Consider the following 13,337-nt stretch of genomic DNA (forward strand, 5'->3'; position numbering starts at 1 on the left):
AAAAAAAAACCCGCCATAAAAATGGCGGTTTTTTCAATTTAGTGCAGTGCTGCAGTCTAAGCTTCGCTTATTTCCATTTCACAGCCTGAACTTCAGCTTTATTCTGTGCTGGCTCTTCCGAAGCTGAACAGCCGCAGCTGCCGCCGCAGCCCGCAGGCGCTGCCGGTTTAAGCCAAGCGGCCAAGCGTGCCCAGCCGCGCGCAGCGCATGCATCTGCGACAGACGTGAAGACCGAGCTGGATGTCTTAGGAAAAACCTTTTTAAACACCACGACCGCACTCCACAGCACCAAAGCAGCCACTATTAGAATTTCAATCATCTCAATCTCCTCGCCTTTTGGCAGACATTAGCCAAAGTAATGCGTTGCAATCTGATAGGTCAGGAATGACATGAGATATGCCAAACCAAACAGGTAAATTGTCATAAAGCTGACCGTTTTCCATGAGCCGGTTTCACGTTTTACGGTTGCCAGCGTCGCCAAGCAATGCGGCGCATACACAAACCACACCAGCAAAGACAAGCCTGTCGCCACAGACCAGCCTAAATCTCCGCCGCTGCTGATCAATGAAGCCAAACCGTTAGACATCGCATCATCATCAACCGCAGACAATGCATATACAGTGCCCAGAGCTGCAACAACTACCTCACGGGCAGCCATGGCAGGTATCAAGGCAATACAGATCTGCCAGTTGAAACCCAATGGCGCAAAAATCGGCTGCAGCAGATGCCCCAGCATCCCTGCAAAGGAATAATCAATTTCAGGCAACGTTGCGCCTTCAGGGGCTTGCGGGAAAGTACACAAAAACCACAGCAAAATAGACAGCGCAAAAATAATGCCGCCTACACGGCGCAAGAAGATTTTGGCGCGGTCCAATAAGCCAATCCAAATATTTTTCAAATCTGGAAAACGGTAGCTTGGCAGCTCCATCATCAGCATGTGCTGGGATTTATCTTTATGAAAAAACTTCAGCACAAAGGACACGCACAGCGCGCTGACAATGCCCGCCATATACAGACCAAACAGCACCAAGCCCTGTAGATTAAACAGCCCCAAAACCGTTTGTTCTGGAATAAACGCAGCAATCAGCAGCGCATAAACTGGAAGGCGCGCAGAACAGGTCATCAGCGGCGCAACAAAAATCGTGGTTAGGCGGTCACGCGGATCACTGATGGTACGCGAAGCCATAATGCCCGGAATGGCGCAGGCAAAACTTGAGAGCAATGGAATAAACGCGCGGCCAGAAAGCCCTGCCTTATACATTAATTTGTCCAGCAGGAAGGCTGCGCGCGGCAAATAACCCGACTCTTCTAGAACCAAAATAAAGAAGAACAGAATCAAAATCTGCGGCAGGAACACGATTACACCGCCTGCCCCTGCAATTATGCCGTCCACGACTAAACTGTTCAGCAAAGGCTGGCTGATTGCTCCGCCCACCGCTTCGCCCAGCCAGCCAAAGAAGGTTTCAATGCCATCCATAAATGGCGCAGCCCAAGCAAAGACGGCTTGGAAAATAATAAACATCATCACGGCAAGGCTGACTAAGCCCAGCACGGGATGCAGGAAAATCTTATCTAAGAAATCGGTACGCTTGTCTTCTTCATCAACAAACTGCACCACATCGTGGAGTACATTTTCCATTTTCTCATGCGCAGTTTCGCCCTTTAAGCCCGTCAGCTCAGTAAATGGCACACTGTATTTCGCCTGATCCAGCGCGCTCAGCAAACTTTCAATGCCTGAATTGCGCACTGCAACTGTTTCGACCACTGGCACGCCTAAACGCTCAGACAATTTCTGCGTGTTGATTTGCATGCCGCGGCGGCGCGCTTCGTCCATCATATTCAGAACGATCAGCATTGGACGGCCCAGTGCAATCAGCTCAATCACCAAACCTAAATGCAATTTCAAATTGGTGGCATCCAGTATGCAAAGCAATGCATCTTGATGGCCTTCATCCGCAATTTTACCCATCACGACATCACGGGTAATCGCTTCATCTGGACTGGTTGCATTTAAGCTGTATGTGCCGGGCAAATCCAGCACACGCACAGCTTTGCCTGAAGGCAAAGTAAACTGGCCAACCTTGCGCTCTACAGTGACGCCTGCATAGTTGCCGACTTTTTGGCGTGTGCCTGTCAGATGGTTAAATAAGGATGTTTTACCGCAGTTAGGATTCCCTACAAGGGCAATACGAAGCGCATCACTCATGCAGACACTCCTTCAGCTTGAATTTCAATTTTTTCCGCTTCGGCTTTACGCAAAGCAAAACGGGTAAAACCGACTTGTATTAAGATTGGATCTCCGCCAAAAATACCTTTCGTAATGACTTGTACTTTTGTGCCCGCAACAAAACCCAGCGTTTCTAGGCGGCTTGCTACTAAATCTGTCTGAGTTTCGCCATCCAAAGTACGATTGACTTTGCTAATGATGGCAGTTTGTTTGACTTTTAAATCAGATAAACGCACTGCATCCAACCCTTAAATATTTTAAACAGTATACAAATAAATGAGAATAATTACCAATTCAGATCCGATAATGATTCGCATCTTTTATAACACAAGACCCCTGATGAATTGTTACAATGTAACGAAGAAAATCAATCAAGTTTATCGGTTTAATAAATCAATTCGAGAATGGCATGCTGAATAAAAAACCCCGTATCCCTGCGCCTGTAAGCATTCCTGAGCAGCTCAGCTTTCTGCAGGGCTTTCGCGACTACCTCATTGCGCAGACAGTCAGTCCGCATACGCGCAATGCCTATCTATCTGATTTAATTCAATGCAGTGAGTACTGTCAGGCAGCAATGCCGCAGTGGAACAGTGATGATATTGCCGATGTGCTGCTGAATCTGACGAAGCAAGGCAAAAGCCCGCGTTCTATTGCCCGCAGCCTGTCTGCCCTGCGCTCTTTTTATAAGTTTTTGCGTGAGCAAAAACTGCGTGATGATAATCCTGTCAGCAGTCATAAAACACCTAAATTGGGCCGTGCCCTGCCCAAAGATCTGTCGGAAGCGGATGTCGAGGCGCTGATCAATGCGCCCGATATAAGCACCGCTCTAGGCCTGCGCGACCGCGCTATGCTGGAAGTGCTGTATGCCTGCGGTTTGCGGGTGACTGAGCTGCTGAATTTAAGAATAGATTTGATCAATTTGAAGCAAGGCTATTTGCGCATTGTCGGAAAAGGCAATAAAGAGCGCTTGGTGCCTTTAGGGCAAATCGCCTGCGACTGGGTCGAAAAATACCTCGCCGAGTCCCGTCCAGCATTATATAAGACTTCGACCGATTACCTGTTTTTAACCCAGCATGGCGGCATCATGAGCCGGCAGAATTTCTGGTACGCCATTAAGCGCTATGCCCTGCAGGCAAATGTTCAATCTGAGCTGTCTCCGCATACGCTCAGACATGCTTTTGCAACCCATCTGCTGAATCACGGTGCCGATCTGCGTGTCGTGCAAATGCTGCTGGGCCATAGCGATCTATCCACCACGCAAATCTATACCCATGTCGCGCAAGTGCGCATGCAGCAGCTGCATGCAGCTCATCATCCACGCGCCTAAATCCTCTTTCAGCATTAACACCAAGAAATGTTATGAGCGGTATGATTTTTTGCTATGCTTAGCCACCAGTTTTATAAAGCTAAAAGAAAAGGGTTGTTTATGTTATTTACCCGTTCAACATTTTTTATGGCATGCACGCTTGCTGCAGGCATGGGTTTAAGCGCATGTTCAAAGTCCGACAATGCCGAAGAAAAGCAAGCGCCTTTAACTGCCAGCACACCTGCAACGGGTGAAGCGTCTACATTAACCGAACGCAATGCGCAGCAGCGTCTGGTCAGCACGCTGCAAGACGGCCTGAAAAAAGCCGGCATCAACGCCAAAATTACCGATGCTCAGTCGACCGAAGTGCCAAATTTATATTGGGTGAGCTTTGAAGGCATGCCTTCTGTATATGCCACTGCAGACGGCAAATATATCCTGCAGGGCGAGATTGTGCGTTTAGGCGGTAAGGAACTGCATAACGTCAGCCAAGACCTGCAGGCAGCCGGCGCGAAAAAAGTATTTGAAAAATTAAAAACTGAAGACCTGATTGTCTACCCAGCCAAAGGCAAGACCCGCCATACCGTTTATGTATTCACCGATGCCAGCTGCCCGTATTGCCATAAGCTGCATGAGCATATGGACGAAATCAATGCCAAAGGCATCGAAGTCCGCTATATCGCATGGCCGCGCGGTGAACAGTTCATTCCAGCAATGGAAAGCGTCTGGTGCAGCAAAGACCGCCAAGAAGCTTTTAACCAAGCCATTTCTGGCGTTCAATTACCGCCAGCTGCCTGCAAAAACCCAGTGCGCGACATGTATCAAATGGGCCTGAATATTGGCGTAAACGGCACACCTGCAATCTACAGCACAGACGGCGTTTATTTGGGCGGCTACATGGAGCCGAATGAATTGGCCGAACGTTTAAATAAATAAATTTTATTGATTAAATTACTGTTTTTTATAGATGGATAGAAAGTTGTGAATCTCCTAGAGTCATGGCATTTTTTTAGCTATGATCTAGGTTCGCTTAATGTTGATGAATATTTGGAGTGTGACGTGAAACCAGTTCGTCTGGCAATCCTCGGTCTTGGTACTGTGGGTGGTGGTGCCCTTAAACTATTAAAAGAAAATGCTGCTGAGATTAAACGTCGCACCGGTCGTGAAATTGAAATTACCCATGTCGGCACACGCCGTCCGCGCCCAGATTTAGATCTGCCTGCGTCTGTAAAACAAAGCGCAGACTTGCTGGACATCGTGCGTCAGCCTGATGTGGATGTTGTCGTTGAAGTCATGGGCGGCATTCATCCTGCTTATGAAATCATCATGGAAGCCATGAAGCACGGTAAGCATATCGTGACTGCGAATAAATCCTTGCTTGCAGAACATGGTACGGCTTTGTTTAAAGCGGCTGATGAAAATAAAGTCCAAATTGCCTATGAAGCGGCGGTTGCAGGCGGCATTCCAATTATTAAAGTGATGCGCGAAGGCTTGGCAGCCAACCGAATCGATTGGCTCGCAGGAATCATCAACGGTACAGGCAATTTTATTTTGACTGAAATGCGCGAAAAAGGCCGTGCATTTGCAGACGTCCTTAAAGAAGCGCAGGAGCTGGGCTATGCAGAAGCAGACCCAACCTTTGACGTTGAAGGCATTGATGCTGCGCATAAGCTGACCCTGTTAGCGTCGATTGCATTCGGTATTCCGTTGCAGTTTGATAAAGTTTTCACTGAAGGCATCAGCAAGGTGACAGCGCAAGATGTGAAATATGCAGAAGAGCTGGGTTTCCGCATTAAGCATTTAGGCATTGCGCGCCGCGCAGCAACAGGCATTGAGCTTCGCGTGCATCCAACACTGATTCCTGAAGATCAGCTGATTGCCAATGTGAACGGCGTGAAAAATGCGGTCTTGGTTCAAGCCAATGCCGTTGGCCCGACCCTTTACTACGGCGCAGGCGCAGGCGCAGGCCCGACAGCATCTGCAGTCGTTGCTGACGTTGTCGATATTGTCCGCGACATTTCATATACAGAAGACGGCGCAGGCACTATTCCGCAATTGGCATTTGAAGCTTTAACCGATTTGCCTATTCTGCCGCGCGAAGAAATGACCACAGGCTACTACATCCGCATTAATGCCGAAGATCAAACTGGCGTACTTGCAGATGTAACGACTATTTTAAGCCGCGCCGGCATCAGCATCGACGCCATCATGCAGCAGCCGCGCTTAAAAGACCTTATCCCTATCGTGATTCTGACTGATCCAGTTAAAGAATCAAAAATGGATGAAGCCCTTCAGCAGATTCAAGCATTGCCTGTCATTCATGGCGAAATTGTGCGAATTCGTTTAGAATCGCTTGATAATTAATCACCGGGTCGAGGGGCATACTTCTATTCCTCTCGCCAAGCTCTACACACAATTGGAACATCATCATGTCGAATGCCAATCGTTATACTGGTTTAGTTGACCGCTATCGCGACCGTTTACCAGTGTCTGCAACTACTCGCGCAATTTCATTAGGCGAAGGTAACACGCCACTGATTAAGCTTGAGAACATTCCACGTTTAACCGGCAAAAATGTTGAAATTTATGTGAAGTACGAGGGCTTAAACCCGACTGGTTCATTTAAAGACCGCGGTATGACTATGGCGGTAACGAAGGCGGTTGAAGAGGGCTCTAAAGCCATCATCTGCGCGTCTACAGGCAACACTTCTGCTGCCGCTGCTGCTTATGCTGCGCGTGCTGGCATCAAAGCGTTCGTATTAATCCCAGAAGGCAAAATTGCCATGGGTAAAATGGCGCAAGCCATGATGTACGGTGCGATCACTATGCAAATACGCGGCAACTTCGATGACGGCATGCGCCTTGTTAAGGAAGTCGCTGACCAAGCGCCGGTGACGATTGTAAACTCAATCAACCCATACCGCCTGCAAGGTCAAAAAACCATTGCTTATGAAATTGTTGAAGCTTTGGGCCGTGCGCCGGATTACCACTGCTTGCCTGTCGGCAATGCAGGCAACATTACTGCGCACTGGATGGGTTATACAGAAGCTGTTGCAAACCAATCGAAAGATGAGTTTGAACAAGTAGTTTATAACGCTGAGACTGACCAATTCACAGGTCCTAAGCCAGCAGGCTTGCCAATTATGGCTGGCTACCAAGCTGCAGGCGCTGCGCCATTCCTTCGCGGTGCGCCTGTTGCGAATCCAGAAACTGTAGCGACTGCCATCCGTATTGGTAACCCGCAAAGCTGGAACCATGCAAAAGCAGTTGTCCGTGATTCACAAGGCTGGTTTGACGAATTAACTGATGCTGAAATCTTAGATGCGCAGCGCATGCTATCTATGTATGAAGGCGTATTTGTTGAACCTGCTTCTGCGGCTTCTGTTGGCGGTGCAATCCGTGACATCAAGTCTGGCAAAATCAAAGAAGGTTCGGTGATTGTTTGTACCGTAACTGGCAACGGCCTAAAAGATCCTGACACAGCAATCACGCAATGCCAAGATGCCGTGATGCTGTCTATTGACGCGTCTATGGATCAAGTGCGTGATTCAATTTTGTCAAATATGTAATTCATATTCAAACTGAAAAGCCCTGCAATTGCAGGGCTTTTTTATGCCTGAAATAAAAACGCCCAATCAACTGATCAGGCGTTTGAGCAAATCCATTCATTTCATCCTGTGAAATAAATCATGCCGTTTAAATACGTTTTGGAAGCTGAGATACCCATGTCATTAAACGGGTTGCATCATTGGTACGGGCAGCTGAAGAATCCGCACCCAGCAGCACTACAACTGCAGGACGGTTGTTCAGCGTGGTATGCATGACTACGCAGCGCCCCGCTTCGTTGATATAACCTGTTTTCGACAGGTTGATGTTCCAGCCGCCATTGCGCACAAGCGCATTGGTATTATTGGATTTCAGAACACGATAACCTAAATTGAAATCATAGCTTGGCGTAGTCGAAAACTGACGGATCAAGCCATATTGAGAAGCGCTATTCACCAAAATGCCTAAATCACGCGCAGAAGCAACATTGCCAGGGTGCAAGCCAGTGGATTCAACATAGTGTGTTGAATTCATGCCCAATGAACGCGCTTTGGCATTCATGGCTGCATAAAATGCAGTACGGCCGCCCGGATAAGTGCGCGCCAAGGCCGAAGCTGCAGGATTTTCAGACTTCATCAATGCAAAAAGCAAAGCTTCGGCACGGTTCATGCTGTCGCCAGCACGTAAAGTCGAACTAGAACTCTTACAGCCCGAGCAAGAAAAATCACCTTGCTGCAGCGTAATTTTTTCAGACATATTCAGGCGGGAATCTGAAATCACCACCGCAGTCATCAATTTGGTTAAAGAGGCAATAGGAAAGGCTGTATTGCTGTTTTTACTGTACAGCACTTCACCGGTTTGACCATCCATCACCAAAGCTGCACGCGCATTCACAGAAGGCTGTGAAGAGGAACGGCTGGTATCTAAAATCTGTACAGTTTTTGAGGGTGCAGTCTGCGCCACGCCATTGAGGCTGCGCACAGAAGTGCTCACCTTGGTTGAGCCTTGCGGTGAAGGTTCATCTCCATCATTTGCAGTTGCAGATACGTCACCATTCAGCAGCTGATTGGCTTCTTCTGAAGACCAGCTGAGGCTGGCTTGACTGGGCGAAGAGTTCATTACAATATCAGCAAAGCTCATTGAGCTCATGCCAAACAAAAATGACATTCCCAGTACACGCATTATCGATTTATCTGAATTCTTCACTATGATTCACTCAACTCAATTAAGGCAAGATTTGCGTATTGCCTCTAATATGCCGTACATTTACGCAATGGAGAACAATTTACGTTCAAAGAAAGTTTAATAAGTTCTCCATTTTAGATAAGAATAGCATTGCTAATTTTGTCGTTTCATTGCAAGCTTATTTTGCGTTATGTAACAAAAAAGACGTTTTTCAGACAGGGAGAGTACAGGTGATCACAGTTTTAGTGGTAGATGACCATGAATTGGTACGAACAGGTATCTGCAGAATGCTCGAAGACCATACTGAAATTCAGGTGATTGGCCAAGCTGAATCTGGTGAAGAAGCCATTTCCATAGTGCGCCAGCACCATCCAAATGTTGTTCTGCTCGACGTCAATATGCCAGGCATTGGCGGCGTCGAAACAACCCGCCGCCTGCTGCAAACTGCGCCTGAAACCAAAGTGCTTGCAGTCAGCGGCCTCGCTGAAGAACCGTACCCTTCGCTCTTGCTGAAAGCCGGCGCTAAAGGCTACATCACTAAAGGCGCACCTGTGACTGAGATGGTTCGCGCCATCAATAAGGTAATGCAAGGCGGCAAATATTTCAGCGCCGATATTGCGGAACAGCTGGCCAGCTCATATTTGTCCGATACGCAGCAGTCGCCCTTTGATGCTTTGTCAGAACGTGAAATGCAAGTCGCGATGATGGTGGTGAACTGCATCAGCGCACAGGAAATTGCAGACAAGCTTTTTGTCAGCGTCAAAACGGTCAACACTTACCGCTACCGTATTTTTGAAAAATTAAGCATCGACAGTGACGTTAAATTAACCCATTTAGCCATCCGCTACGGACTCATTAAACCTTAATTCCTAATGCAGCAAGCCTCATGAGTCAGCGCCCAAACCTTTCAGAACTTAATCAATATCATTTGGGCATTTGGTACAGCGCATACCGTTTTATCATCAGCTTTTGCCTGCTGATGGTCTTTTTTGTGACCTACAGCCAGCTGAATGATCAATATCAATACCCAAAGCTGTATCTCTATGTGCTGACCTCTTATGTGGTCATCAGCAGTCTGCAGTTTTTTATTTTAAATAAAATCAAAGCCGCCATTCCTAAACAGATGGTGCTGATTTTCTTTGCCGATGTGCTCGCGCTCAGCTTGCTGACTTTTGCTCTAGATGGCCCAAATCTGCATCTAAGTCTGCTCTTTGTGATTACCATTTTTGCCGCATCCATTCTGCTGAATGCGCAAAAAGCGCTGATCATCACACTTGTTGCTGTCATCATTGTCATTTATCAGCTCTTTGTCGGCTCCATTTTAGACTTTGCTTCGCTGCGCAATATCGGCAACAGCGCCGTGCTGGCCTTTTTGTTTTTTGTGGTCTATGGCTGTGGGCAAATTGCCGTTCGGCGCTTCCAAATTTTAGAGAACCTCAACTTCTCGCAATCCCTTGAATTGAACCAGCTGCAGAACATCAACCGCTATATTCTGGAGCAGATTGACACGGGTTATCTAGTGCTGGATGAAAACTGCCATGTGGTGCTGAGCAACCCTGCAGCCTGTCATTTGCTGGGGATTACGGCATCTTACAGCGCAGAGAAATTTCCGCTGTATATGAGCCAGCCCGACTTATTTGAACTGCTGAATTTTGAAGATCTCAGAGATGGGGAAAAATTTCAGTTTGAGTCGCAGCAAAGCCTGTATCACATTCATGTGCATGTCAAAAAATTGATTGTCCCGCACCAGATGCTAACCCTTTTGATTCTGCAGGATGCGCAAAAACTCAATCAGCATGTGCAGCAGCTGAAACTGGCGGCACTGGGCCAGCTTTCCGCCAGTATTGCGCATGAGATACGCAATCCGCTGGCAGCGATTGTACAGGCCAATGAACTGCAGAATGGCAGTGACCCCGCACAGCAGCAAATGCTCAGCAAAATGATTGCCAAGCAAGCCAAGCGCATTGACGGCATTGTGCAGGACACGCTGAACATGGTGAAAAACCGTGAAACACATGCGGTAGAGCTCAGCTTAAACCGCTTTATCCCTTTGTTGATCCAAGAAGATTTATCTGACATTAAAAAAATGATTCAGCTGAATATTCAGAGCAGCTGCCATATTTACTTTGATGAAGCCCAGCTGCGTCAGGTGCTGATCAATTTAATCCGCAACGCAATCCGCCATAATGACCCAGATGCAGGCTATATCGAGCTGAATATCTACCCGCATGAAAAAAATATGCGCATTGATGTGCGAGATTTTGGTCAAGGGGTTGCAGTTCAGCACCGCGCTTCATTATTTCAGCCTTTTTTCAGTACCGAAATTACAGGAACTGGTTTAGGATTGTACCTTGCACACAGCTTCTGCGAAGCAAATCAGGCGCAGCTGACTTATGTAGAACAACAAAGAGGCGCCTGTTTTAGGCTTATTTGCCAGCGTGCAGCGGTTTAATTTTTTTGGGGTGACATTGTGGAAAAACGGCCACTGGTATTATTGGTAGATGATGAGGAAGATCTGTGCATGCTGATGCAGATGTCCTTGTCTCGCATCGGCATTGAAACGCATAGCGCGCACACACTAAGTGAAGCTAAGGCATGCTTGAGCGGACATGTGTATGACGCCTGCTTAACCGATTTGAATTTGCCGGACGGCAATGGACTGCAGCTGCTGGAATGGATTAATGAACACCGCTCTGGGCTGCCTGTTGCCGTATTGACGGCCTATGGCAATATGGAAATCGCTATTGCTGCGCTCAAAGCCGGCGCCTTCGACTTTGTCAGCAAGCCGGTTAATCCTGTGCATTTGGAACAATTGCTGCAAAAAGCGCTGAACAAACCGATTGAGCCCGTACAGCATCAAGCCGACACCTTAGAATATAAAATGCTGATTGGACAATCAAAACCGATTCAGCAGCTCAGGGTCACGCTGAAAAAAATTGCCCGCTCTCAGGCGCCTGTATTTATTACAGGTGAGTCTGGTACAGGCAAAGAAGTGGTTGCCAATTTAGTGCATCGCCTCAGCAACCGAAATGAAGGCCCTTTTATTGCCATCAACTGCGGCGCGATTCCAACAGAATTGATGGAAAGTGAGCTTTTTGGCCATAAAAAAGGCAGTTTCAGCGGCGCGACTCAAGACAAGCAAGGCCTGATTCAATCTGCGCACGGCGGCAGTTTATTTCTAGATGAAATTGCAGAATTGCCGCTGAGCATGCAGGTCAAACTGCTGCGTGCCGTACAGGAAAAACGCATCCGCCCTGTTGGTTCAGACAGTGAAATAGATGTTGATTTCCGCGTGATCAGCGCCAGCCATCAAGACTTAGAAGCATTGGTGCAGCAAGGCCGTTTCCGTCAAGATTTGTTCTTCCGCATCCATGTGATGGATTTAATTCTGCCGCCGCTACGCGAGCGCGGGGATGATATTTTGCTCTTAGCAGACCATTTTATTCATAAAATCAGTACAGAGTGGGACATTCCTGCTAAACAGCTGACTGCCCGCGCGAAAGAATTTCTCACTGGTCAATATTATCCAGGCAATGTGCGTGAATTGCGCAATATCATTGAGCGTGCGATGACCTTGTGTGATGACGAACAGCTTGATCTGCCGCATCTGCAAAGCGCACCGCAGCGCCAAATGGCGCAGCAGCAGGCAGCATTGACTGAAGCCTCGCCAATCTGCAGCGGCAATGCTGATCTGCCATCTTTGGGCAAAAAACTGCCAGAAGAAGGCCTTGAAGCCTATCTGGAAAAAATTGAAAAAGATATTTTGCTGAATGCTTTAAACATTACGCATTGGAACCGCACTGTCGCAGCTAAAAAGCTGGGCATGACCTTTCGTTCTTTGCGTTACCGTTTAAAGAAATTTGGTTTAGATACCGACGAAGACTAAAGCGCGGCTGCTTTATTTTTGTTGCAGCAACAAATCCGCAATATGCTCCACATAGCTGTCCTCCCGCATATCATGCGGGATTGGATAGCTCACATTCGGCTGCACACCGGTCCCTTCAATCATGCGTCCATTGGGCGTGTAATATTGTGATACGGTCATTTGCAGCGCAGCGCCATTACTGAGTGGAAACAGTTTTTGCACTACGCCTTTGCCATAACTCTTTTCGCCAGCAACCCATGCACGTCCATGCTCTTTCATGGCTGCGGTAAATACTTCCGCTGCTGATGCCGAACGGTTATTAATTAAAATACCCACTTTCAAATTCTGAAATTCAAAACTCGGCAAAGCCTGAAATTGCTGATCGCCTTCCGAACGGCTCTTGGTTGAAACAATCACGCCCTGATTCAAAAATAAATCTGCCGATTCAACAGCTGCAGACAATAAGCCGCCGGGGTTATTGCGCAAATCAAACAGTACTGCTTTGAGCTTTGATGATGTATGGCTTTCAATCAGGCGCTTTACTTCGTTGGCTGTATCCTGCTGAAACACTTTAATATGCAGCACCAGCACCTGATTGTTCAGCAGACGCGATTCAATATCGGTTTCAATTTTGGTATTGCGGACAAGATTCATGGGCACGCTGTACTGCGACAGCTGCAAACTTAAAGTCGAGCCAATCGCTCCGTCTAAGAGATGCTTCACTTGATCTTGATTGAGTTTTTTCAGCTCTTGATCTTCAATTTTATAAATGGTTACGCCATTTTTCAGGCCCAGCTTCGCAGAATCTGCATCTGGCTGTAAATTATGAATGACCCAATGCTGTAAAGCAGCATCATAGCGCAGGTTAAAATCTACCGAGGCCAAGTCGCCTTCGGTGTACTGCATCAGCTGTTTGTAATCTTCTGGAGATAAATATCGGGAATAGCGGTCAAGTCCGCCGACTAAGCCTTTTATGGCTTGCTGAAACAGTTCATCGTCATTTTTTTCTTTGACATAATTATCTTTGACAATGCCGTAAATTTGCACAAACTGCTGAATGGATTCAACAGGAATTTCTTGGTAATTGGCCTCAAAATCCCCATCGAATTCATCGGAAGCAGGCGCTTTGCCTGCTCCCCATGCCAAATGGCCAGCGCACATCAATGTGGTGAACAGTACCGCAGATCGCCAATGCGCTTTCGCCATTC

General features: G+C 47.3%; 12 protein-coding genes. 7 read left to right on the forward strand and 5 right to left on the reverse strand.

Annotated features, from left to right (window positions below):
• Positions 1 to 67: 67 nt before the first annotated feature.
• Genes B9T34_RS17855 through B9T34_RS17865 form a run of 3 tightly spaced genes read right to left on the reverse strand, consistent with a single transcriptional unit; the run spans position 68 to position 2,463 of the window.
• Complete coding sequence (locus B9T34_RS17855; protein ID WP_086214479.1) at positions 68 to 319, reverse strand: DUF6587 family protein; 252 nt, start codon at positions 317 to 319, stop codon at positions 68 to 70.
• Positions 320 to 346: 27 nt separating this feature from the next.
• Positions 347 to 2,206, reverse strand: a complete 1,860-nt coding sequence (gene feoB, locus B9T34_RS17860) for a ferrous iron transporter B (protein ID WP_086214480.1) — start codon at positions 2,204 to 2,206, stop codon at positions 347 to 349.
• The gene (locus B9T34_RS17865) at positions 2,203 to 2,463 is read right to left on the reverse strand and encodes a FeoA family protein (protein WP_086214481.1); all 261 of its coding nucleotides are present in this window, start codon (positions 2,461 to 2,463) and stop codon (positions 2,203 to 2,205) included. The genes feoB and B9T34_RS17865 overlap by 4 nt, the downstream gene beginning before the upstream one ends.
• Positions 2,464 to 2,636: 173 nt before the next feature.
• On the opposite strand from B9T34_RS17865, the gene xerD reads away from it, so the two are divergent.
• The 4 genes from xerD to thrC all read left to right on the forward strand — a co-directional run bounded on the left by xerD (position 2,637) and on the right by thrC (position 7,102).
• A complete protein-coding gene (xerD, locus tag B9T34_RS17870) occupies positions 2,637 to 3,554 on the forward strand; it encodes a site-specific tyrosine recombinase XerD (protein WP_086214482.1) in 918 nt (305 codons plus the stop codon).
• Between the two features lie 99 nt (positions 3,555 to 3,653).
• Positions 3,654 to 4,469 carry a DsbC family protein gene (locus B9T34_RS17875; protein ID WP_086214483.1) on the forward strand — a complete coding sequence of 272 codons (816 nt, stop codon included), beginning with the start codon at positions 3,654 to 3,656 and terminating at the stop codon, positions 4,467 to 4,469.
• 123 nt (positions 4,470 to 4,592) lie between these two features.
• Positions 4,593 to 5,897, forward strand: coding sequence for a homoserine dehydrogenase (locus tag B9T34_RS17880; protein WP_086214484.1), 1,305 nt, complete (start codon positions 4,593 to 4,595; stop codon positions 5,895 to 5,897).
• Positions 5,898 to 5,962: 65 nt separating this feature from the next.
• Entirely contained in the window at positions 5,963 to 7,102 is a 1,140-nt protein-coding gene (gene thrC / locus B9T34_RS17885; protein WP_086214485.1) for a threonine synthase, read from the forward strand.
• 127 nt (positions 7,103 to 7,229) lie between these two features.
• On the opposite strand, the gene B9T34_RS17890 is transcribed toward thrC, so the two are convergent.
• Positions 7,230 to 8,285: a serine hydrolase gene (locus tag B9T34_RS17890; RefSeq protein WP_139841286.1), complete on the reverse strand. Its 1,056-nt coding sequence runs from the start codon at positions 8,283 to 8,285 to the stop codon at positions 7,230 to 7,232.
• A gap of 209 nt (positions 8,286 to 8,494) precedes the next feature.
• Between B9T34_RS17890 and B9T34_RS17895 the strand changes: the two genes are divergently transcribed.
• From B9T34_RS17895 to B9T34_RS17905, 3 genes are read left to right on the forward strand one after another with little or no spacing between them, the layout of a single operon-like run.
• The gene (locus B9T34_RS17895) at positions 8,495 to 9,130 is read left to right on the forward strand and encodes a response regulator (protein ID WP_086214487.1); all 636 of its coding nucleotides are present in this window, start codon (positions 8,495 to 8,497) and stop codon (positions 9,128 to 9,130) included.
• Between the two features lie 20 nt (positions 9,131 to 9,150).
• The gene (locus B9T34_RS17900) at positions 9,151 to 10,716 is read left to right on the forward strand and encodes a sensor histidine kinase (protein WP_086214488.1); all 1,566 of its coding nucleotides are present in this window, start codon (positions 9,151 to 9,153) and stop codon (positions 10,714 to 10,716) included.
• 18 nt (positions 10,717 to 10,734) lie between these two features.
• Positions 10,735 to 12,150 carry a sigma-54-dependent transcriptional regulator gene (locus tag B9T34_RS17905; RefSeq protein WP_086214489.1) on the forward strand — a complete coding sequence of 472 codons (1,416 nt, stop codon included), beginning with the start codon at positions 10,735 to 10,737 and terminating at the stop codon, positions 12,148 to 12,150.
• A 12-nt stretch (positions 12,151 to 12,162) separates the two neighbouring features.
• Here the strand turns inward: B9T34_RS17905 and B9T34_RS17910 are convergent, their stop codons facing one another.
• The gene (locus tag B9T34_RS17910) at positions 12,163 to 13,335 is read right to left on the reverse strand and encodes a S41 family peptidase (protein ID WP_086214490.1); all 1,173 of its coding nucleotides are present in this window, start codon (positions 13,333 to 13,335) and stop codon (positions 12,163 to 12,165) included.
• Between the last annotated feature and the right edge of the window lie 2 nt (positions 13,336 to 13,337).

It is taken from the genome of Acinetobacter sp. ANC 3813 (assembly GCF_002135435.1).
Taxonomy (GTDB): domain Bacteria; phylum Pseudomonadota; class Gammaproteobacteria; order Pseudomonadales; family Moraxellaceae; genus Acinetobacter.

Coding starts and splice junctions, on each gene's coding strand:
- B9T34_RS17855 (WP_086214479.1), bottom strand. CDS start 319: ATGATTGAAATTCTAATAGTGGCTGCTTTGGTGCTGTGGAGTGCGGTC.
- feoB (WP_086214480.1), bottom strand. CDS start 2,206: ATGAGTGATGCGCTTCGTATTGCCCTTGTAGGGAATCCTAACTGCGGT.
- xerD (WP_086214482.1), top strand. CDS start 2,637: ATGCTGAATAAAAAACCCCGTATCCCTGCGCCTGTAAGCATTCCTGAG.
- B9T34_RS17875 (WP_086214483.1), top strand. CDS start 3,654: ATGTTATTTACCCGTTCAACATTTTTTATGGCATGCACGCTTGCTGCA.
- thrC (WP_086214485.1), top strand. CDS start 5,963: ATGTCGAATGCCAATCGTTATACTGGTTTAGTTGACCGCTATCGCGAC.
- B9T34_RS17900 (WP_086214488.1), top strand. CDS start 9,151: ATGAGTCAGCGCCCAAACCTTTCAGAACTTAATCAATATCATTTGGGC.
- B9T34_RS17910 (WP_086214490.1), bottom strand. CDS start 13,335: ATGGCGAAAGCGCATTGGCGATCTGCGGTACTGTTCACCACATTGATG.